This is a genomic window from Rhodococcus sp. OK519 (genome assembly GCF_003051005.1).
GTDB lineage: Bacteria > Actinomycetota > Actinomycetes > Mycobacteriales > Mycobacteriaceae > Prescottella.
On record NZ_QAOW01000001.1, the window covers coordinates 543,031 to 563,207 of the forward strand.

General features: G+C 68.5%; 19 protein-coding genes. 11 read left to right on the forward strand and 8 right to left on the reverse strand.

Translation table 11 applies throughout. The features are described from left to right. The first annotated feature begins 106 nt into the window (after positions 1–106). Positions 107–1,720 carry a chaperonin GroEL gene (gene groL / locus C8K36_RS02605; protein WP_107982866.1) on the forward strand — a complete coding sequence of 538 codons (1,614 nt, stop codon included), beginning with the start codon at positions 107–109 and terminating at the stop codon, positions 1,718–1,720. Positions 1,721–1,789: 69 nt separating this feature from the next. Here the strand turns inward: groL and C8K36_RS02610 are convergent, their stop codons facing one another. The 4 genes from C8K36_RS02610 to C8K36_RS02625 form a co-directional block, all read right to left on the reverse strand. Then, entirely contained in the window at positions 1,790–2,494 is a 705-nt protein-coding gene (locus C8K36_RS02610; protein ID WP_107982867.1) for an anti-sigma factor, read from the reverse strand. A gap of 1 nt (position 2,495) precedes the next feature. Further along, a complete protein-coding gene (locus C8K36_RS02615; RefSeq protein ID WP_107982868.1) occupies positions 2,496–3,161 on the reverse strand; it encodes a sigma-70 family RNA polymerase sigma factor in 666 nt (221 codons plus the stop codon). A 39-nt stretch (positions 3,162–3,200) separates the two neighbouring features. Continuing rightward, complete coding sequence (locus C8K36_RS02620) at positions 3,201–3,869, reverse strand: fasciclin domain-containing protein (protein ID WP_107982869.1); 669 nt, start codon at positions 3,867–3,869, stop codon at positions 3,201–3,203. A gap of 142 nt (positions 3,870–4,011) precedes the next feature. After that, positions 4,012–4,302 (reverse strand): WhiB family transcriptional regulator, encoded by a 291-nt coding sequence (locus tag C8K36_RS02625; RefSeq protein WP_107983710.1) that lies wholly within the window; start codon positions 4,300–4,302, stop codon positions 4,012–4,014. A gap of 483 nt (positions 4,303–4,785) precedes the next feature. Between C8K36_RS02625 and C8K36_RS02630 the strand changes: the two genes are divergently transcribed. The 3 genes from C8K36_RS02630 (at position 4,786) to C8K36_RS02640 (ending at position 7,252) form a co-directional block, all read left to right on the forward strand. Next, positions 4,786–5,580: a hypothetical protein gene (locus C8K36_RS02630; RefSeq protein WP_107982870.1), complete on the forward strand. Its 795-nt coding sequence runs from the start codon at positions 4,786–4,788 to the stop codon at positions 5,578–5,580. A 129-nt stretch (positions 5,581–5,709) separates the two neighbouring features. Then, the gene (locus C8K36_RS02635) at positions 5,710–6,288 is read left to right on the forward strand and encodes a sigma-70 family RNA polymerase sigma factor (RefSeq protein WP_107982871.1); all 579 of its coding nucleotides are present in this window, start codon (positions 5,710–5,712) and stop codon (positions 6,286–6,288) included. Then, positions 6,281–7,252, forward strand: a complete 972-nt coding sequence (locus C8K36_RS02640; protein WP_107982872.1) for an anti-sigma-D factor RsdA — start codon at positions 6,281–6,283, stop codon at positions 7,250–7,252. Before C8K36_RS02635 ends, C8K36_RS02640 begins: the two co-directional genes overlap by 8 nt. Positions 7,253–7,374: 122 nt before the next feature. On the opposite strand, the gene C8K36_RS02645 is transcribed toward C8K36_RS02640, so the two are convergent. Beyond that, complete coding sequence (locus C8K36_RS02645) at positions 7,375–7,779, reverse strand: DUF5319 domain-containing protein (RefSeq protein ID WP_107982873.1); 405 nt, start codon at positions 7,777–7,779, stop codon at positions 7,375–7,377. Positions 7,780–7,974: 195 nt separating this feature from the next. Between C8K36_RS02645 and guaB the strand changes: the two genes are divergently transcribed. The 4 genes from guaB (at position 7,975) to guaA (ending at position 14,208) form a co-directional block, all read left to right on the forward strand. Further along, complete coding sequence (gene guaB, locus C8K36_RS02650) at positions 7,975–9,498, forward strand: IMP dehydrogenase (RefSeq protein ID WP_107982874.1); 1,524 nt, start codon at positions 7,975–7,977, stop codon at positions 9,496–9,498. Positions 9,499–9,528: 30 nt separating this feature from the next. After that, positions 9,529–10,668, forward strand: a complete 1,140-nt coding sequence (locus C8K36_RS02655) for a GuaB3 family IMP dehydrogenase-related protein (protein ID WP_107982875.1) — start codon at positions 9,529–9,531, stop codon at positions 10,666–10,668. 175 nt (positions 10,669–10,843) lie between these two features. Continuing rightward, the gene (locus C8K36_RS02660; RefSeq protein ID WP_107982876.1) at positions 10,844–12,595 is read left to right on the forward strand and encodes a GMC family oxidoreductase; all 1,752 of its coding nucleotides are present in this window, start codon (positions 10,844–10,846) and stop codon (positions 12,593–12,595) included. Positions 12,596–12,636: 41 nt separating this feature from the next. Next, complete coding sequence (guaA, locus tag C8K36_RS02665; RefSeq protein ID WP_107983711.1) at positions 12,637–14,208, forward strand: glutamine-hydrolyzing GMP synthase; 1,572 nt, start codon at positions 12,637–12,639, stop codon at positions 14,206–14,208. A 65-nt stretch (positions 14,209–14,273) separates the two neighbouring features. Here guaA and C8K36_RS02670 read toward each other — a convergent pair whose 3' ends face one another. Both C8K36_RS02670 and C8K36_RS02675 read right to left on the reverse strand, forming a co-directional pair. Then, a complete protein-coding gene (locus C8K36_RS02670) occupies positions 14,274–14,537 on the reverse strand; it encodes a hypothetical protein (protein ID WP_107982877.1) in 264 nt (87 codons plus the stop codon). Then, entirely contained in the window at positions 14,530–15,816 is a 1,287-nt protein-coding gene (locus C8K36_RS02675; RefSeq protein WP_107982878.1) for a PspC domain-containing protein, read from the reverse strand. Before C8K36_RS02675 ends, C8K36_RS02670 begins: the two co-directional genes overlap by 8 nt. A gap of 113 nt (positions 15,817–15,929) precedes the next feature. Between C8K36_RS02675 and C8K36_RS02680 the strand changes: the two genes are divergently transcribed. Both C8K36_RS02680 and C8K36_RS02685 read left to right on the forward strand, forming a co-directional pair. Then, on the forward strand, positions 15,930–17,291 hold the full coding sequence (locus C8K36_RS02680) for a PspC domain-containing protein (RefSeq protein ID WP_107982879.1): 1,362 nt from the start codon (positions 15,930–15,932) through the stop codon (positions 17,289–17,291). Positions 17,292–17,300: 9 nt separating this feature from the next. Beyond that, positions 17,301–17,975, forward strand: a complete 675-nt coding sequence (locus C8K36_RS02685; RefSeq protein WP_107982880.1) for a response regulator — start codon at positions 17,301–17,303, stop codon at positions 17,973–17,975. Positions 17,976–17,988: 13 nt separating this feature from the next. Here C8K36_RS02685 and C8K36_RS02690 read toward each other — a convergent pair whose 3' ends face one another. Next, complete coding sequence (locus tag C8K36_RS02690; RefSeq protein WP_107982881.1) at positions 17,989–19,227, reverse strand: serine/threonine-protein kinase; 1,239 nt, start codon at positions 19,225–19,227, stop codon at positions 17,989–17,991. A gap of 164 nt (positions 19,228–19,391) precedes the next feature. Here C8K36_RS02690 and C8K36_RS02695 point away from each other — a divergent pair, with 164 nt between their 5' ends. Next, positions 19,392–20,171, forward strand: coding sequence for a hypothetical protein (locus C8K36_RS02695; RefSeq protein ID WP_107982882.1), 780 nt, complete (start codon positions 19,392–19,394; stop codon positions 20,169–20,171). The last annotated feature ends 6 nt before the right edge of the window (positions 20,172–20,177 follow it).

The window sequence follows — 20,177 nt, forward strand, 5'->3', positions numbered from 1 at the left end:
ATCCCGCCCCGGAGTTCCGTATCGGACCCGGGGCGGCGTGCGTTCCGGTGCAACCTGAGAAGTCCGTTTCGGGACGAAGCCCTGAAGTGCAGGAGAAGCTGAATCGATGTCCAAGCAAATTGAATTCAACGAGAAGGCCCGGCGCGCGCTCGAGCGCGGCGTCGACCAGCTCGCCGACGCAGTCAAGGTCACCATCGGCCCGCGCGGTCGGCACGTCGTGCTCGCCAAGGCATTCGGTGGCCCCACCGTCACCAACGACGGTGTGAGCATCGCGCGCGAGATCGAGCTCGAGGATCCGTTCGAGAACCTCGGCGCACAGCTCGTCAAGAGCGTCGCCACCAAGACCAACGATGTCGCCGGCGATGGCACCACCACCGCCACCGTGCTCGCGCAGGCCCTCGTCAAGGCGGGCCTGAAGAACGTGGCCGCAGGCGCCAACCCGATCTCGCTCGGCGTGGGCATCAGCAAGGCTGCGGACGCGGTCTCCGAGGCACTGCTCGCCGCCGCGACCCCCGTCGAGGGCAAGTCCGCCATCGCGCAGGTCGCCACCGTCTCGTCGCGTGACGAGGAAATCGGTGACCTCGTCGGCGAGGCCATGACTCGCGTCGGCGTCGACGGTGTCGTCACCGTCGAGGAGTCCTCGACCCTGCACACCGAACTCGTCGTCACCGAGGGCGTGCAGTTCGACAAGGGCTTCCTGTCGCCCTACTTCATCACCGACATCGACGCGCAGCGGGCCGTGTTCGACGATGCGCTGATCCTGCTGTACCGCGAGAAGATCGGCTCGCTGCCGGAGTTCCTGCCGCTGCTCGAGAAGATCGCCGAGTCCGGCAAGCCGGTCCTGATCATCGCCGAGGACATCGAGGGCGAGGCCCTGTCGACCCTCGTGGTGAACTCGATCCGCAAGACGATCAAGGCCGTCGCCGTCAAGGCACCGTTCTTCGGTGACCGCCGCAAGGCGTTCCTCGAGGACCTCGCCGTCGTCACCGCGGGCTCCGTCATCACCTCCGACATGGGCATCACGCTCAAGGAGGCGGGCCTGGACCTGCTGGGTTCCGCGCGTCGGGTCGTCGTCACCAAGGACGAGACCACGATCGTCGACGGCGCCGGCACCGAGGCCGACATCGAGACCCGTGTCGCACAGCTCAAGCGCGAGATCGAGAACACCGACTCCGACTGGGATCGCGAGAAGCTCGAGGAGCGCCTCGCGAAGCTGGCCGGCGGCGTCGCCGTCATCAAGGTCGGCGCGGCCACCGAGACCGACCTCAAGGAGCGCAAGTTCCGTGTCGAGGACGCGGTCAACGCTGCCAAGGCTGCGGTCGAGGAGGGCATCGTCCCCGGTGGCGGTTCTGCACTCGTGCAGGCCGGCCGGGGCCTCACCGAGCTCGCCGCGTCTCTGTCAGGTGACGAGGCCACCGGTGTCGAGGTCGTGCGCACGGCGCTCGAGGCCCCGCTCTACTGGATCGCCAGCAACGCCGGCCTCGACGGTGCCGTCGTGGTCAGCAAGGTGTCCGAGGCCCCCACAGGTCACGGGTTCAACGCTGCGACCCTCACCTACGGCGACCTGCTCGCCGACGGTGTCGTCGACCCCGTCAAGGTGACCCGCTCCGCGGTCGTCAACGCTGCGTCGGTCGCTCGTATGATCCTCACCACCGAGAGCGCTGTCGTCGAGAAGCCCGCTCAGGCAGTCGCGGACGCCGGACACGGCCACGCTCACTGAGTCAGCCGGCACCGCCGAAACGCGAAGGCCCCCGGACGTCACCGTCCGGGGGCCTTCGCGTTTCGAGAATCAGGTGAGGGGAATCGCGGCGAACATCGTTCCCGTCGGGTAGGTGGACCCGCCCGGTGGTTCCACCGTGAAGCCCAACTTCGTCGCGCCGTCGAGACCCTCGAGCACCGCGGTCGTGGTGGGAGCGACCTGGTCGGGCGCCATCGTGCCCGCCGGTACCGGTTCGGATCCCCGGACTAGCCACATCTGGTAGACGGTATCGGGCTGGGGCGGGGCGACGCCGTTCATCACGAGCATCGCGGCGTTCGTGTCCTTCGAGTACATCGCCGTCGCGGTGCCGCCGCCCGGGATCGCCGTCGACGACGACTGCATGTCGGGCGAGTCGAGGATCTGGGCTGTCACCGACGGTGCGGGCGGGGCCTCGGTGACCTGGCGACCGATCACGACCCCGCCGACGAGGATCACGATCGCCGCGGCCACCGATGTCATCGCGATCTGCCAGCGGCGCTTGCCGTTTCGGCGCTGAGCGAGTTCGTCGCCGGACACCTGTCTGAGCAGGTCACGGCGCAGCGACGACGGTGGGGTGACGGCGACGAGCGAACTCGCCGCAGCCATCGTCTCGCGGGCCAGGCGGACCGCCGTGTCGAATTGTGCGCGGGTGTCGTCGTCGGCGTCGGCCAACTTCGAGTCCAACGCGTGGCGCTCGTCGTCGTCGAGAGCGTGCAGGGCGTACGCGTGCGCCCACTCGATCAGGTCGTCATCCATCTCACATCACCCCCAGACATCCTCTGAGTCTTGCCAATCCGTCTCTGATTCGGGTCTTCACGGTGGGAACCGCGACTCCCAGTTCGCTCGCGACCTCACGATAGGTTCGGCCACCGTAGTACGCGAGCGTGACGGATTGGCGTTGGATCTGGGTGAGTGCCTCGAGGCAGTCGAGCACCGCCTGACGTTCGAAGCGGTGCGCAACCTCCTCCGTCACCTGATCGAATTCGTCCGTGCGGTTGGCGGTCTCGTAGACGATCTCGCGGTCGGTGTGCGACTGCTCGGAGCGCACGCGGTCCACGGCCCGACGATGGGCGAGGGTCATCAGCCACGACAGCGGTGATCCGCGATCGGGATCGAATGTGCCTGCCGACTTCCACACCTGGAGGTAGACCTCCTGTGTCGTCTCCTCCGAGAAGCCCGGGTCGCGGAGCACTCGCAGGACGAGTCCGTACACGCGCGGGCCGGTGCGATCGTAGAAGGTGGCGAATGCAGCCGCGTCGCCGCGCGCGGTTCGTGTCAGAAGCCCACGCAACTCGTCGGACTCGGCGCGCCGGGCGGCGACCAGTCGGGAGTTGTCCGCAGGGCACGACTCATCGCCACCGGGGGATCCGGCCGAACTCACACGTGCTCGCTCGGGTGCATAGAGGACAACCGTAGCGTCCATCGGCCGGATCCTCCCGGATTGGGGTGATTGACGTGCGTACTACTGCGGCATGAGGACCGAGTCGATCAGGTAGACCGTGGCATTCGCGGTCTGCACGCCGCCGCACACCACGCCGGCCTGATCGACCTTCAGGTTGTCGCCCGAGCCCGTCACCGTGACGTCGGCCCCCTCGACCGTCGTGTGTGTGCCGTCGACCTCGCTGGGCGGCAACTGTCCGGGAACCACGTGGTACGTCAGGATCTTCGTGAGCAGCGCGTCGTCGGTCTTCAACTGCTCGACGGTGGCGGGGTCGAGTTTCGCGAACGCCGCATCGGTGGGGGCGAACACGGTGAACTGGCCGCCGTTGAGGGTGTCGACGAGATTCACGTCCGGATTCAGCTGGCCGGACACCGCGGCGGTGAGCGTCGTGAGCATCGGATTGTTCGACGCGGCGACCGCGACCGGGTCCTGCGCCATGCCCGAGACCGAGCCGGGGCCGTCGGGGACCGTGGCCGCGTACTCGGCGCAACCCGGACCCACAAGGTTGCCGGCAGGGGCGGCCGAGCCGGAGGTCATCATGCCCGACTCGCTCGGCATCGACGAGGACATCGACGGCGTCGACGACGTCGTGCTGTTCGACGAGTCGTCGGAAGAGCAGCCGACCACTCCGAGCAACGCGATCGAGGCGGTAGCGGCGCCGACGAGGACGCGGGACGTCTTGGTGTTCATGGGATTGCCTTCCTGCGGGGTGTTCCGTGCACTGTCGATAAGTGCTTCGGAGCGGTGCGGCAGGAGGATGGGTCGTAATTCCCCGGACGCGACACAGCCCGGGGACCGCGTGATGCGGTCCCCGGGCTGCGCGGTACTCGGATCAGGCGATGCGTCGCCGTGACTGGCGGTTCAGGATCTCGCGCTCGGCCTCCGACATCCCGCCCCAGATGCCGTACGGCTCGCACACTGCCAGTGCGTGGTTCCGGCACTGCGCGAGGACCGGGCAGCGCCGGCACATTTCCTTCGCGTGGCTCTCCCTCTGAGCCCGGGCGCGTCCACGTTCCCCGTCCGGGTGGAAGAACACCGCGGAGTCGACGCCTCGACACAGCCCCCGCATCTGCCAATCCCAGATGTCGGCATTGGGGCCGGGTAGGTGGTTTGGAACAGGCATCAGTACTCCTCTGTCAGCAGGCTCGCGGTGAAGCTGCGAGCGGCCCGCCACCCCCCGGGTGGACGAGACCAATGAATCGGTCATGCCCAGCAACCGTAAAGGTGTCGACGAAATCACGTCAACACTTTCAGCCAGTGGCGATTTCCATATCTTCGGAGCGAAGAATTAACGCTCTGGACATTTACATCCGTGACGGCGTGTGATTACGTCCTGGTTGGGGGTGCGACGGCGTTCCCGCACGTTGCCGTGCGTGTCACCTGAACGGTCGTCCTGAATCTTCTCGCTCACCGGGTTACTCCCGGGTATTGTTCGGCCATTCTCGTTAACCGCGCCGCCACATATTCTTCAAAATTGAAGTAGGCCACTCCGGGCAAACTGGGATCGTGGTGCAGGAATGGTGTTTAACGGTCGTCCAGTTGGAGAATTGTCAACTTTTTTGCGGGCGCTCACGAGTAGCGATCGAGGCAGTGGGAAGATCGCCGGATGCTGCTCGACGTCGCCTTCGGGTCCACGCCCGGCCTCACTCCACTGCCCGACACGGCCGATCCGACGGGACGCTGGTTGCGTGCGGTCGCACTCGGTGGGCAGGGCCGGTACGCCCAGGCGCGGGCAGTGCTCGAGGACATACAGCGCACGCCGGGCATCGATCGCGCGCTGGCGTCGTCGGCGGCGAGCACGCGCGCCTCGCTGCTGCGACAACTCGGCCGCCATGCGGTCGCTGCCGGACACGACGGCGCCGCACTGGCGCTCGTCGGAACCGGTGACCCCGGCGGCCTCCGGTGGCACGAGGCTCGCTGCGACGCGCTGACAGGTCTCGCGGCCGACGCCCTGGGGTGCGGCAGGCTCGCGCTCGGTGAACGGCTACTCCAGCGGTGCGCCGGCTATCTGGCCGATGTGGGCGACGAGGGCGCCCTGTGGCGCCAGCACGTTCGTCTGGACTGGGTGAGCGCCGAGATCGCGCTGGCGTCCGGGGACTTCGTGACCGCGACGAGGCACACCGATGCGGCCGTCGCGCGGTCCGCGGACAGCCCGTCTGTGCGCCATCGCATCAAGTCGGCGCTGCTGTCGGCGGCCGCTGCGACCGGTCTGGCGACACCCGATCGCGCGATCGAGACGGCCGAGGGAGTGCTCGCAGAAAGTGGCACCCACGGATTGCTACCGCTCCGATGGGCGGCGGCGATGCTGCTCGACGGTGTCCGGCCGGATCCGGCAGTGCGGGTGGTGCGCGACGAGTGCGCGGCAGAGATCGCCCGCCGCGGCGGGCGGTTCGCGAATTGACTGTCGGATATTGCGACGATGCGTTGTCCGGTCGGGCTCTGTCGTTAGAGTGACAGATGTTCCGCTGTGAGGTGGAAGCACACCCGGCTGGGGGGACGTGCCACTGTAACGCCAGGATTCGCTCTGACGATGTCTAACACGGGTGAGGAGTTGAACTCCGCAGTCGCCGCTGCCGCGCAAGGTGACCGGAGCGCTCTGTCCCAGGTCCTGGCCAGTATTCGCCCATTGGTCGTGCGGTATTGCCGGGCCCGGGTGGGCGCTGCCGAACGCGGTCAGCTGTCTGCGGACGACGTGGCACAAGAGGTGTGCCTCGCGGTGATGACGGCATTGCCCCGGTATCAAGACCAGGGCCGGCCGTTCATGGCGTTCGTCTACGGAATCGCTGCGCACAAGGTTGCCGACGCACACCGAAACGCCGCGCGTAACAAATCCGATCCTGTTGCTGAAGTACCAGATGTCGTATCCGCGGATGACAGCCCCGAAGAACGGGCTCTCAGCTCGGAGACGAGCCGACAGGTGAACGCACTGCTGCAAACGCTTCCCGAGAAGCACCGCGAGATCCTCGTCCTCCGGCTCGTCGTCGGACTGTCCGCCGAGGAGACGGCGGCGGCAGTCGGTAGTACTGCCGGTGCGGTGCGCGTGGCTCAACACCGGGCTCTCGCGAAGTTGAAGAAGGAAGTGACGAAAGCAGGTGAGAGACATGGCTAGGGGAAACAGTGGCGAGCCGGGCGACCCCCACGCTGATCTCGCCGGAAACGGCATGCCGATCGATGTCGGTGCGGTGCGTCGCGACGACGCCCTGATCGACGCGATCTCCAGCGATGGGCCCGTTGCGACGGACAGCCCGGAGGAGTATCAGATCGCGGCACTTCTCTCGAACTGGCGCGCAGAGATCCTCGCGCAGCCGATGCCGGCCGAACCGGACCTCGACGACATCGTCGCGCGAGTCCAGGCCGAACTCGGCGCCCGGGAAGCTCTGGTCACCCGCACTCGCTCGGGTCGCAGCCACCTGCGTCTGCTCCGGCCGATCGCTGCCGCCGCGGCCGTCGTCGCGATCGCGATGGGCGGCATGACGATCTTCTCGTACAACGCCGAGCCCGGCGATCCGCTGTGGGGCGTCAAACAGGTCGTCTTCACCGAGCGCGCCGCGTCGACCGTCGCCAAGATCGACACCACGTCCAGCCTCGAGGAAGCCGAACGGCTCATCGCCTCCGGTGACGCTGCCGGTGCGAAGGCCAAGCTCGACTCCGCGGGCGCCCGCGCCAGCGCGGTCAACGAGGCCGGGACCCGGGACGAGCTCAACGTGTGGCGTGAGCGACTGCTCACCGAGTTGGACAAGTCCGTGCCGCCGCTGGTGCCGCTCGTTCCGGCTGTGCCGATCCTGCCGCCGGGTACCGCCGTCGATTCCTCGACGCCCGGCTCGGGGCAGCAGATGTCGTCGATGTCGTCGCCGCAGTCCACTCCGAATCCTGGTGTGATGGGTTCGATCCCGGGCAGCTCGACCGCACCGTCGTCGTCGGCAGCGGCATCCACCACGCCCACCCCGTCGGAGACCTCGTCGTCCGGCACGCCCTCACCGACCCCGACCACGACGACGCCACCCGTGACGTCGACCACGAAGGCGTCGAGCGGCTCTCTGGGCGGGCAGCCGCCACTCACGCCCTCCCCCTGACACGAACGACGACTACGGCCCGGCAAGTTTCCTTGCCGGGCCGTAGTCGTCGGTGAAGTTGTCGGCGGGCCGCAATATCGAACCCAGAGATCGAATTCAGAGATCGAACCCAGAGATCGAATTCAGAGATCGAAGCTGTCGCCGTGGAGTGCGTCGTTCATCGACGCGTCCGCATAGCCGCGGCAGTAGTCCCACGTGACGTACGCATCCGGGGACGGATCGTAGGCCGGCTCGTGCGGACGGACCGTGCCGTCGACGAGCAGCTGGAGAAGATTCGCGCGCAGCATGTCCCAGTCGTGGTAATGGTCCTGCTGGCAGTCGTCGCAGCACACCACGAGTCCGCGGATTCCGCGATGGCCCAGGAGGGCCTCGTACACCGCGAGATCCGCAAGGTCTTCCTCCACTGCGAGACGCTCGTGGGGGTCGAGCGGCTGACCCGGCTCGATCGCATCGAGCGCAGCGGACGGGTCGGCGGGGTCACCAGCGAAGGGGTCCGGGGGAAGGCCGGGAGGCAGTTGATCGCGCACAACACCACGGTACGCAGGTCAGTCCGGTCTGCGCTAGCTGATAGCGGCCCGGTGAGTCGCCGAGAGGGCTCGGGCGCCGCCCCGAACAAGTCGGTATCGGCGAGCCGATACCATGGACGGCGGGCGAGGGAATAGTTTCCGGCGCCCGTACCTTCTTCCTTTACCGATCGACGCTTCATGGAGGGCCCGAGCCGCATGAGTAGTTCCGCAGGGCACGTGCACACCGGGGGAGACGACCCGAACAAGGTTGCGATGCTGGGTCTCACCTTCGACGACGTGCTGCTGCTGCCCGCGGCATCGGACGTCGTCCCCAATCAGGTCGACACCTCGACGCAGCTGACGCGCGAGATCCGTCTCAACGTGCCGCTCGTCAGTTCGGCGATGGACACCGTCACCGAGGCGCGCATGGCCATCGCCATGGCGCGCGCGGGTGGCATGGGCGTCCTGCATCGCAACTCGTCCGTCGAGGCGCAGGCCGGACAGGTCGAGACCGTCAAGCGCTCCGAGGCCGGCATGGTCACCGATCCGGTCACCTGCAGGCCCACCGACACGATCGCCGACGTCGAGGCGACGTGCGCACGCTTCCGCATCTCCGGTCTCCCGGTCGCGAACGACGCAGGCGAACTGGTCGGCATCATCACGAACCGCGACATGCAGTTCGAGGTCGACCAGAACCGTCAGGTCGCCGAGGTCATGACCAAGGCGCCGCTGATCACCGCGCGTGAGGGCGTCACCGCCGAGGTCGCCCTCGGTCTGCTGCGCCGCCACAAGATCGAGAAGCTGCCCATCGTCGACGGCCAGGGCAAGCTCACCGGTCTCATCACGGTCAAGGACTTCGTCAAGACCGAGCAGTACCCGAACGCCACCAAGGACCGCGACGGACGCCTGCTCGTCGGTGCCGCGGTCGGCGTCGGCGACGACGCCTGGACGCGCGCGATGGCGCTGACCGAGGCCGGCGCGGACGTTCTCATCGTCGACAGCGCGCACGGTCACTCGCGCGGGGTGCTCGAGATGATCACCAAGCTCAAGGGTGAGATCGGTGACCGTGTCCAGCTCATCGGCGGCAACGTCGCGACCCGTGCCGGTGCGCTCGCGCTGGTCGAGGCCGGCGCGGACGCCGTCAAGGTCGGTGTCGGCCCCGGCTCGATCTGCACCACCCGCGTCATCGCCGGTGTCGGCGCCCCGCAGATCACCGCGATCCTCGAGGCCACGGCGGCATGTAAGCCGCTCGGTGTCCCGGTCATCGCCGACGGCGGCCTGCAGTTCTCCGGTGACGTCGCCAAGGCTCTCGCGGCCGGCGCATCCGCCGCGATGCTCGGATCGCTCCTGGCCGGTACGGCCGAGTCCCCGGGCGAGCTGATCCTGGTCGGCGGCAAGCAGTTCAAGAGCTACCGCGGCATGGGCTCGCTCGGCGCCATGCAGAGCCGTGGTCAGGGCAAGTCCTACTCCAAGGACCGCTACTTCCAGGACGACGTGCTCGCCGAGGACAAGCTCGTTCCCGAGGGCATCGAAGGCCGGGTGCCGTTCCGTGGACCGCTCGCACAGGTCATCCACCAGCTCACCGGTGGTCTGCGCGCGTCGATGGGATACACCGGCTCCGCCACGATCGAGCAGCTCCAGGAAGCGCAGTTCGTCCAGATCACTGCGGCCGGCCTCAAGGAAAGCCATCCGCACGACATCACCATGACGGTCGAAGCGCCCAACTACGCTGCCCGCTAAGCACACCTAACAATCGAGAAAGGGGCGCGCGTGCGCGACCTCGTCGAAATCGGCATGGGCAGGACTGCCCGACGCACCTACGAGTTGGACGACATCAACATCGTTCCCTCTCGCCGGACCCGTTCCTCCAAGGAGGTGTCGACGGCCTGGCAGATCGATGCGTACCGCTTCGACATCCCGGTGCTGGCTCATCCGACCGACGCGCTGGTGTCGCCGTCGTTCGCGATCGAGCTCGGCAAGGCAGGTGGCCTCGGTGTCATCAACGGTGAGGGTCTGTGGGGTCGGCACGCCGACATCGAGCAGAAGCTGACCGAGCTGGCCGAGATGGCGGAGAAGGAAGTCGATCCGGACGCCGCCGTCGCGCGTCTGCAGGAACTGCACGCCGCGCCGCTCCAGCCCGAGCTGCTGGCCGCTGCCGTCGCGCAGGTTCGCGATGCCGGTGTCACCACGGCTGTCCGGGTCAGCCCGCAGAACGCTCGCGCGCTCACCCCGGCGCTGGTCAAGGCCGGCATCGACCTGCTGGTCATTCACGGCACCATCATCTCGGCCGAGCACGTCGCCCACGGGGACAGCGAGCCGCTGAACCTCAAGACGTTCATCTCCGAGCTGGACGTCCCGGTCATCGCCGGTGGCGTGAGCGATCACCGCACCGCGCTGCACCTGATGCGCACCGGCGCGGCCGGCGTCATCGTGGGCTACGGCTCCACCGAGGGCGCCACCACCACCCGTGAGGTGCTCGGCATCGGCGTGCCGATGGCGACGGCGATCGCCGACGCCGCCGCCGCCCGCCGTGACTACCTCGACGAGACCGGTGGCCGCTACGTGCACGTCATCGCGGACGGCGACATCACCACGTCGGGTGACTTCGCGAAGGCCATCGCGTGCGGTGCCGACGCGGCGGTCATCGGTGCACCCCTCGCGGTGGCGCAGGAGGCTCCGGGTGGCGGCTGGTTCTGGCCGTCTGCAGCGGCGCACCCGTCGATGCCGCGCGGTTCGCTGTTGCCGGTGTCGTACGGCGAGCGTCCCAGCCTGGACCAGGTTCTCAACGGACCGTCGGACGACCCGTACGGCTCGCTCAACTTCGTCGGCGGCCTGCGCCGCTCGATGGCGAAGTCGGGCTACTCCGACCTCAAGGAGTTCCAGAAGGTGGGTCTGAGCGTCCGCGCCTGACCTCGGATCTCGGCGAGTGGCCCGGCACTTCGGTGCCGGGCCACTCGTGTCTTTCGGGGAACCGGGCACCTTTGGTGGAACCGGTAGTTACATTCAGGGCACCCTTGTGGCTCGAGTCACAGGATTGCGGTGCATACTGGCGAGTAACAATCCGGTTCATGGTGGAGGTGTCCCAATGGGCAAGCAGCGCGCAACCGACTACGACGTGCTCATCGTCGGCTCCGGATTCGGTGGCAGCGTCACCGCGCTCCGGCTCGTCGAGAAGGGCTACAAGGTCGGTGTGCTCGAGGCCGGACGCCGCTACGCCGACGCCGACTTCGCCAAGACCTCGTGGGATCTCAAGCGGTTTCTGTGGGCGCCCGCTCTCGGCTGCTACGGCATCCAGCGCGTCCACCTGCTGCGCGACGTCCTGATCCTCGCCGGTGCGGGCGTCGGCGGCGGCTCGCTCAACTACGCGAACACGCTGTACAAGCCGCCGGCGTCGTTCTTCCAGGATCCGCAGTGGAGCGGCATCACCGACTGGGACGCCGAACTGACGCCGCACTACGAGCAGGCCCGCAAGATGCTCGGTGTCGTCCAGAATCCGCACATGACGCCCGCCGACGAGGTCATCAAGTCGGTCGCCGAGGACATGGGTGTCGGCGAGACGTTCATCCAGACCCCGGTCGGGGTGTTCTTCGGTGAGCCCGGCGAGACCGTCCCGGACCCGTACTTCGGCGGCGCCGGCCCGGCCCGAACCGGCTGCATCGAGTGCGGCGAGTGCATGACCGGCTGCCGCCACGGCGCCAAGAACACGCTGATCAAGAACTACCTCGGCCTCGCCGAGAAGGCGGGCGCGACGATCGTCCCGATGACGACCGTCGAGTCGCTGCACGAGCGGTCGGACGGCACGTGGGACGTCGTGACCCGGCGCACCGGCGCGAAGGTCCGCAAGAACCACAAGTCGTACACCGCGAAGTTCGTCGTCGTCGCGGCCGGCACGTGGGGCACTCAGCATCTGCTGCACAAGATGAAGGACACCGGCGCGCTGCCGAAGCTGTCGCATCGGCTGGGCGAGCTCACCCGCACCAACTCGGAGTCGATCGTCGGTGCGGGCAAGTACAAGGTCGACCCGACGATGGATCTCACGCACGGCGTCGCGATCACGTCGTCGTTCCACCCCACCGCGGACACCCACGTCGAGCCGGTGCGGTACGGCAAGGGCTCCAACGCAATGGGCCTGCTCCAGACACTGATGACCGACGGCGGCGGCACCACCCCGCGTTGGGTCAAGCTATTGAAGGTGATCGCCGCGAATCCGGGGCAGATGCTGCGCATGCTGACCGTCAGGAACTGGAGCGAGCGGACCATCATCGCGCTCGTCATGCAGAACCTCGACAACTCGATCACCACGTACACCAAGCGCGGCGTCCTCGGTCGCCGCAAGGTCACCAGCAAGCAGGGCCACGGCGAGCCGAACCCGACGTGGATCCCGGCCGGCAACGAGGCCACCCGTCGGATCGCCGACAAGATCGACGGCGTCGCCGGAGGCACCTGGGGTGAGGTGTTCAACATCCCGCTCACCGCGCACTTCCTCGGCGGCTGCACCATCGGGTCGGATGCCGACCACGGTGTGATCGACCCCTACCACCGCGTGTACGGGTACCCGACGCTCAGCGTGGTCGACGGTGCCTCGGTGTCGGCCAACCTGGGTGTGAACCCGTCACTGACGATCAGTGCGCAGGCGGAGCGGGCGGCGGCGCTGTGGCCCAACAAGGGCGAGCAGGACAACCGGCCCGCTCAGGGCGCACCCTACGAGCGGCTGGCGCCGGTCGCGCCCAATATGCCGGTCGTCCCCGCGGGTGCGCCCGCCGCGCTGACCCTGCCGATCGTCGAGATCCGTGGAGGTCAGAAGGAGGACTCGGAGGCGGGTAGCGGGGTCGCCTAGGCCGGGGTAGGCGTCGGAGCTGCGCATATTAGACTGTGCAGGTGTCAGAAACCCAGCAGAACAGGCCGGTTCTCGTCGTCGACTTCGGAGCCCAGTACGCGCAGCTGATCGCTCGCCGCGTACGTGAGGCGAAGGTCTACTCGGAAGTGGTGCCGCACACCACGACCGTCGAGGAGATTGCGGCGAAGAAGCCGCTCGCGGTCGTCCTGTCGGGTGGCCCGTCCAGCGTGTACGAGGAGGGGGCGCCGAAGCTCGACGCCGCCCTGTTCGACCTGGGTATCCCGGTCTTCGGTATCTGCTACGGCTTCCAGGCGATGGCCGATGCGCTCGGTGGCACGGTCGCGCACACCGGCGCCCGCGAGTACGGCCGCACCGAGATGTCGGTCAGCGGCGGCGTTCTGCACGACGGCCTGCCCGCGATGCAGCCGGTGTGGATGAGCCACGGCGACGGCGTCACCGCCGCGCCCGAGGGCTTCGAGGTCACCGCGTCCAGCTCCGGTGCCCCGGTCGCGGCCTTCGAGGATCGCGCCCGCAAGCTCGCCGGTGTCCAGTACCACCCCGAGGTCATGCACTCCCCGCACGGCCAGCAGGTACTCAGCCGTTTCCTGCACGAGATCGCCGGCATTCCCGGTGCGTGGACTGCCGCGAACATTGCCGAGTCGCTCATCGAGCAGGTGCGCGAGCAGGTCGGCGACGGCAAGGCCATCTGCGGTCTGTCCGGTGGCGTCGACTCCGCCGTCGCGGCCGCGCTGGTGCAGCGTGCCATCGGCGATCGTCTCACCTGTGTGTTCGTCGACCACGGTCTGATGCGCGCCGGCGAGCGCCAGCAGGTCGAGAAGGACTTCGTCGCCGCCACGGGCGCCCGCCTGATCACCGTCGATGCTGCCGACACGTTCCTGCGCGAACTGGCGGGCGTGTCCGACCCGGAGACCAAGCGCAAGATCATCGGCCGCGAGTTCATCCGCAGCTTCGAGGGCGCGGTGTCCGAGGTGCTCGGAGAGAGTGCCGCGCACGGCGAGACCGTCGACTTCCTCGTGCAGGGCACCCTGTACCCGGATGTCGTCGAGTCCGGCGGCGGCACCGGCACCGCGAACATCAAGAGCCACCACAACGTCGGCGGCCTGCCCGAGGACCTGCAGTTCAAGCTCGTCGAGCCGCTGCGTCTGCTGTTCAAGGACGAGGTGCGCGCCGTCGGCCGCGAACTCGGCCTGCCCGAGGAAATCGTCGGACGCCAGCCGTTCCCCGGACCGGGTCTGGGCATCCGCATCATCGGTGAGGTCAACCAGGAGCGTCTCGACATCCTGCGCCACGCGGATTCCATTGCACGCGAGGAGCTCACGTCCGCAGGGCTGGACGGCCAGATCTGGCAGTGCCCCGTCGTGCTGCTCGCGGACGTCCGCAGCGTCGGCGTGCAGGGCGACGGCCGCACCTACGGTCACCCGATCGTGCTGCGCCCCGTCTCCAGCGAGGACGCCATGACCGCCGACTGGACCCGCTTGCCGTACGAGGTGCTCGAGCGCATCTCCACCCGCATCACCAACGAGGTCGCTGACGTCAACCGCGTCGTACTCGACGTCACCAGCAAGCCGCCGGGAACGATCGAGTGGGAGTGATCCCGCACTGACAGACGACAGCGCCCCGGCCACCACACAGGCCGGGGCGCTGTCGTTTCGTGCGGCTAGCGCCGCCGGCCGGGCGAGAACACCAGCACTGCACCGATCGCGACGGCCACGATCACGAAGACCCACCGGAGTTCGACGTTCGTGAAGAACTCGAGCGAGAACGGTCCGACCAGAGCCCACACGCTGGCGAACAGTGCGGCCAGTCCTGCGAGGAGCAGGCCGACCGAGGGGCGCCGGGATGTCGTGGTGGTCGGGTCATCGGTGTCGTCCAAGGGGATACCCGAGTTGGGGATGTCCGAGTTGTCGGCGAACTCAGCCATGCTGCACCTCCACACTTGCCATGGTTCCGTGGGCCTTGACGGTCAGCACGGGACTGTCGTCCGCGGCGTCGGTGCCGCGATGGATTCCGGTGTCGAGACAGCGGTTCGAGTCGCCCAATGTGACCGTGCAGATGTTCTCGACGCTCATCGCGGGCGGCACGATCACTCTGAATTCACCGAGCGTCGCGTCCACCTCGACGGTCTTGTTCTCCGTGAGCTGCATTCCGGTGAGGTCGAGGGTGAAGTTTCCGAACCCGCCGGAGTACGAAGGCTGGAGCTCGGCTGCTGTTGTCGGCCGCCATGTCCGTTCGCCTGACGCGTCGAAGTTCAATGGCCCGATCAACGATGCGAGGACGACGAAGCCGACCAGCGGGAACGTCACCACGAGCAGCCCGTAGCCGCGGCGGAGGAACGCACCGACAAGCAGGCCGACGGCGATCACGGCGAGGGAGATCGCGCCGATCCGGGCGGGGGACAACCACTCTGCGCCGACTGCGGCCGACACCGCCGCCGCTGCTGCGGCGGCCAGGACCGCAAGGCCGATGACGACCGACGTGAAGCGGCTGCGCGGCTTGCGTGGCACGTCCGCCGGCGGCTCCGGTGTGCGGGCGGGCTCGGGCAGGTCCCACGCGAACGGTGCGACGCCGAGTGGATCCCAGGCGGGGGGAGTGGGCTCCGTCCGTGCGTCGCCCGTGGCATCGAATTGCGGTGCGGGGGAGGATGGTTCGTACCGGTCGGGCAGTCGGGTGTACGGGCTGTACGCAGGTGGCGGGTAGGCGCCGGCCTGTGCGGTCTGGAACGGCGTGACCGGGTAGTTCGGAACGGCCTGCGCGACGCTCGCCGGAAGAGCTGGAGGTACCGGCTGCCGCTGGTACAGCAGCCACAGCCCGCCGAGCATGAGGGCGAAGCTGAGCACCACGGAGCCGCCCATGCCGAACCCGATGGGGCCGATAGTGCTGAGCGCGATCGCGAGCGCGACCACCAGCACCACGGTCTTGGTTCCGGACTGCGAGCTACGGCCGCGGCCGAGGAGCGATTCGGCGGGCGATACCTGGTCGCCGGGCTTGCTGAGGAGCAGCCAACCGGCGATGTACAGGATGATGCCGGCGCCGCCGAAGATCGTGGACACGACGAACGCGACCCGCACCAGGACGGGATCGACGCTGTAGCGCTGGCCGATGCCGGCCGCGACGCCGGCGATGTGCCCCTGCTGCGGCAGCCGGAGCGGACGGGTGCGCCACAGGTCGTGAAGCTGGTCGGAGAAGCTCCCAGTGGTCATGCATCCATCGTTGCGGTCGCGGCACTGTTCGCACATCGGGAACTACCCTGATCTTTCCCTGAACCCGAGTCCCGGCCGGGCCCGGAGCCCCCGAATCTCAGGGTCGGCCCCTGATGCCCGACGCGCGCGACCGTGCCAGGATCGAGACTGTGCAACCTGTGGTCGACCCGAGCCCGGCCGTGAGCCCCGCGCCTGCGGTGGCTCCTGCCTCCGTGGACGAAGCTCTCCACCCGAAGCTGCAACGCCGGGTCGGGGGCCGCATCGTGGGGGGTGTCGCCGGCGGTATCGCCGATCATCTGGACGTCGACGTGTTCAAGGTGCGCATCGCGTTCACGCTGCTCGCGGCGCTGGCCGGTGCCGGCATCGTCACCTACGGGCTGCTCTGGATCTTCACTCCGCCCGGCACCGACACCGAGAGGCCGAGTGCCGCCGAGCGTCGGCGTGCCCTGGGCCTGGCGGTCATGGGGCTCGCGTTGAGCGCCGGTCTGGCCCTGATGATCAGCGGGACGGCGGCGTCGGTGATCACGCCGTTCGTCGTGGTGTCGGTGGGCGCCGCGCTGGTGTGGAGGGAGTTCGATACCGACGGCTCGCGGTCGGTGCTGGGGCTGCCTCGCCGGCCGACGGTACTCACGTGGGCGCGCGTCGTGGGCGGGGTGACGCTCATCGTGGCCGGTCTCGGCGTCGTGATCCTCGCGCAGGTCGACCTCGACGCGCTGCGGTCGTCGCTGCTGGCCGTCGTCGTCACGCTGATCGGTGCGGGCCTGCTGACGGTGCCGCTGTGGCTGCGGCTGTGGCGGGCGCTGGGGGAGGAACGAGCCGCCCGCATCCGCAACGACGAGCGCGAGGAGATCGCGTCGCACCTGCACGATTCGGTGCTGCAGACACTCGCGCTCATCCAGAAGCAGGCCGAGTCGCCGCAGGAGGTGACCCGGCTCGCGAGGGGGCAGGAACGCGAGTTGCGGCGGTGGCTGTTCGGTGGTGGAGAGACCGCGCACACCAGTCTGTCGGAGGCGCTGCAGACCATCGCGGGTGAGGTCGAGGATCACCACGGGGTGACGGTGCGGCCCGTGACGGTCGGCGACGTCGAACTCGAGACCGAGGGCGGTGACGGGACCGGGCTGTCGCGGGAGTGCTTCACGGCACTGCTCGGTGCGACCCGGGAGTCGCTCGTCAACTCCGCCAAACACTCGGGGGTGTCGAGCATCGACCTGTACGCCGAGACCGAACGCGACCAGGTGAGCGTGTTCGTGCGGGACCGCGGCGTCGGCTTCGATCCCGACTCTGTGCCCGAGGACCGGCAGGGTCTGGCCAAGTCGATTCGTGCGCGGGTCGAACGCCGGGGCGGCCGGGTGGAGGTCCGGTCCACGGTGGGCAAAGGCACCGAGGTGCGGATCCACATGCCGCGTCCGGTGTCGGGCGACGGTGACGACGGCCGTGCCGAGGACGCCGTGAGCGAGGCCGAACCCATGTCCTAGGGTGGGGCCGTGACGACCTCGGCATCGACCTCGCCCGCGCTCGACAAGTTCCGTGTCTTCCTCGTGGACGATCACGCGGTGTTCCGCGCCGGTGTGCGGGCCGAACTCGGCAGGGAGACCGACATGGAGGTCGTCGGGGAGGCCGGCGGCGTTGCCGAGGCGATCGCCGGTATCAACGCGCTGCGCCCGCAGGTGGTGCTGCTCGACGTGCACATGCCCGACGGTGGCGGTGTCGCGGTGCTGGGCGGAATCGAGTCCGGCCCGGTGTGCTTGGCGCTCAGCGTGTCCGATGCTGCGGAGGACGTCATCGCCGTGATCCGGGCAGGTGCACGCGGCTACGTCACGAAGACGATCTCGGGTGCGGAACTGGCCGACGGTGTTCGTCGGGTCGCCGGGGGCGACGCGGTGTTCAGTCCGCGTCTTGCGGGGTTCGTCCTGGACTCGTTCACGGGAAGGTCGAGCGCGCCCGAACCCCCGCTGGATCCGGAACTGGATTCGCTCACTCCGCGGGAACTCGAGGTGCTGCGTCTACTCGCCCGCGGCTACACCTACCGCGAGATCGCGGAGGAACTGGTGATCTCGGTGAAGACCGTCGAGACGCACGCGTCGAATGTGCTGCGAAAGACGCAGCAGTCCAACCGGAATGCGCTCACCCGCTGGGCGCACCGCCGCCGCATCGACTGACGGTCGGGGCGCGTCAGGCCAGCAGCGCGACGATGAGCACCACGACGAAGGCCAGCACGATGACGCCGAGCATGACGGCCATTGCCAGGGGTGCCGCCGCGACGATCCGACCGCGCAGATCCGTCGGGGCCTGCGGGCTGGTCAAACCTTCGGTCAACTGCCGCAGCCATGCCCGGCTCGTGGGCCGGGGAACCGATGAGAGCGGTGTGTTCGACTGCACTGCAGGCAGTTCCGTGGCGGTCGTGACCCCGAGGCGTCGGCGCGGGAGGGGCGCGGGGGCGGAACGGTACGCCCAGTTCGGGATCGCGCCGCCGTCCGCCTTGATCGGCGCGCCGATCAGAGGCGCGGCGACGTCGGGTCCCATGTCGGCGTCGGAGCCCAGTGCGACGGTCGCGAGAGCGTCACGTGCCTGCGCCATCGTGGGGCGGCGGGCAGGGTCGGGTTCGAGCATGTGGAGGAGCGTGTCGGTGAGCGGCCCGCTGAGGCTCGGCCGGTAGATCTCGGCCTTCGCCACCCGGTGCAGCAGCGCGATCGGGTCGCTGTCGAGACCGAACGGAGGCTGCCCCTCGACCACGGTGTACAGCGTGGCGCCGAGGGAGAAGACGTCGCTGGCCTCGGTGGGGTCGTCGCCGCGGGCTACCTCGGGGGCGAAGTAGGCGGGCGTCCCGGTGATGACGCCGGGCTTGCCGCTGGGGGCGTCACCCTTCGCGCGCGCGATCCCGAAGTCGCTGATCTTGACGATGCCGAGTGCGTCGCCGCGATCGGCGACGAGGATGTTGCCGGGCTTGATGTCGCGGTGCAGGATGCCGGCGGCATGGGCATCGGTGAGCGCCGCGGCGATCTGCGCGCCGATCTGCGCCACCTGGAGCGGTGGCAGGGTGTCGACGAAACTCATGGCCTCGGCGAGGCTGCGTGAGGGCAGGTACTCCATGACCAGCCAGGGCTCGTCGGACTCGACGGCCACGTCGTACATCGCGATCGCGTGCTCGTGGGACAACTGCGCGGCATTCCGTCCCTCGCGTAGCGCTCGCTGCCGGACCTCGCGAGCCGCGGCGTCGTCCATGCCGGCGGTGGAGGTGACCTGTTTCACGGCGACCTTGCGGTCGAGCAGGGTGTCGTGGGCGAGCCATACCGCGCCCATTCCGCCGCCGCCGAGTTTGGAACGCAGCCGGTACCTACCTGCCATCAGGTAGTCCGGTCCGACGACCGCCCGGCTTCGTCGGGGCTGTTCGGAGCGTTCCTGCTGAGTCACGTACTCGAGGTTAGTGGATCCGCGGGCCTTGTCTTGACGTCCTGGCGTGAGGGCGCTTTACTTGAAGGAATTCGAAAACATGTTCGAATATGAATCGAGTGCTCGCGTCTTCCCCGCGCGTGCCGAGAACCTGAAGAACCAGCGTGTGCACCCGGGGAGCATCCATGACCGAACCAGCCCGACTGTCCGCGCCGCCACCGGACGAGTCCGCCCCGTTGGTGGGGCTGACGCGGCAGCAGCGCCTGGAGTATCTGCGCCGCCGGATCGCGGCGGTGCCGGCCCGTGGAGAGGTGTCGGACGGCCGCGGGCTGCTGGGCGAGGAGGGGGCGGACGGGATCCTGCCCGTGCCCGGGCCGTTGGCCGCGCTCCTGCCTCGAGGTGGGCTCACTCGTGGATCGGTGGTCTCGTTCTCCGGCGCGACGTCGCTGTTGCTGGGGCTGCTGGCCTCGGTGACATCGGACGGCGGGCATGCGGCCGTGATCGGGCACCCGCGACTCGGTCTGCTCGCGGCCACCGAGATGGGTGCCGAGTTGCGACGGATGGCGTTCGTTCCGAATCCGGGGCCGGATCCGGTGGAGGTCGCCGCGGTGCTGCTCGACGGCATGGACCTGGTGGTACTGGGGTTGGGTGGTGTCTCGGTGCCGCCGTCACGGGCGCGGGCCGTGGTGGCCCGGGCCCGGAGCAAGCAGTCCACGCTGGTCGTGACCGGCGGGGACTGGGGAGGCGCCGAGGTTCGATTGGATGCGCGGGTGCGCGGCTACGACGGGGTCGGGTGCGGAGCCGACGCCGGGCACGGCAGATTGCGATCGGTCCGGTTGGCGGTGCGGGCCCAGGGCAGGTCGTTCCAGCCGCGGACCGCGTGCCTCGACGTGCGGTCTGCGCAGGGGCGTGTCGAGTGGGTGCCCGAGACGGTTGCGCTCGCGTCGGAAGCGGTCGCCCGGTGAGTTCGA

Bases quoted from the DNA above. Each gene is read 5' to 3' on its own strand.
- guaB (WP_107982874.1), top strand. From the start codon at position 7,975: ATGAGTAGTTCCGCAGGGCACGTGCACACCGGGGGAGACGACCCGAAC.
- C8K36_RS02635 (WP_107982871.1), top strand. From the start codon at position 5,710: ATGTCTAACACGGGTGAGGAGTTGAACTCCGCAGTCGCCGCTGCCGCG.
- C8K36_RS02620 (WP_107982869.1), bottom strand. From the start codon at position 3,869: ATGAACACCAAGACGTCCCGCGTCCTCGTCGGCGCCGCTACCGCCTCG.
- C8K36_RS02615 (WP_107982868.1), bottom strand. From the start codon at position 3,161: ATGGACGCTACGGTTGTCCTCTATGCACCCGAGCGAGCACGTGTGAGT.
- C8K36_RS02695 (WP_107982882.1), top strand. From the start codon at position 19,392: ATGACCGAACCAGCCCGACTGTCCGCGCCGCCACCGGACGAGTCCGCC.
- C8K36_RS02630 (WP_107982870.1), top strand. From the start codon at position 4,786: ATGCTGCTCGACGTCGCCTTCGGGTCCACGCCCGGCCTCACTCCACTG.
- C8K36_RS02670 (WP_107982877.1), bottom strand. From the start codon at position 14,537: ATGGCTGAGTTCGCCGACAACTCGGACATCCCCAACTCGGGTATCCCC.
- C8K36_RS02660 (WP_107982876.1), top strand. From the start codon at position 10,844: ATGGGCAAGCAGCGCGCAACCGACTACGACGTGCTCATCGTCGGCTCC.
- C8K36_RS02640 (WP_107982872.1), top strand. From the start codon at position 6,281: ATGGCTAGGGGAAACAGTGGCGAGCCGGGCGACCCCCACGCTGATCTC.
- C8K36_RS02610 (WP_107982867.1), bottom strand. From the start codon at position 2,494: ATGGATGACGACCTGATCGAGTGGGCGCACGCGTACGCCCTGCACGCT.
- C8K36_RS02675 (WP_107982878.1), bottom strand. From the start codon at position 15,816: ATGACCACTGGGAGCTTCTCCGACCAGCTTCACGACCTGTGGCGCACC.
- C8K36_RS02625 (WP_107983710.1), bottom strand. From the start codon at position 4,302: ATGCCTGTTCCAAACCACCTACCCGGCCCCAATGCCGACATCTGGGAT.
- C8K36_RS02680 (WP_107982879.1), top strand. From the start codon at position 15,930: ATGCCCGACGCGCGCGACCGTGCCAGGATCGAGACTGTGCAACCTGTG.
- groL (WP_107982866.1), top strand. From the start codon at position 107: ATGTCCAAGCAAATTGAATTCAACGAGAAGGCCCGGCGCGCGCTCGAG.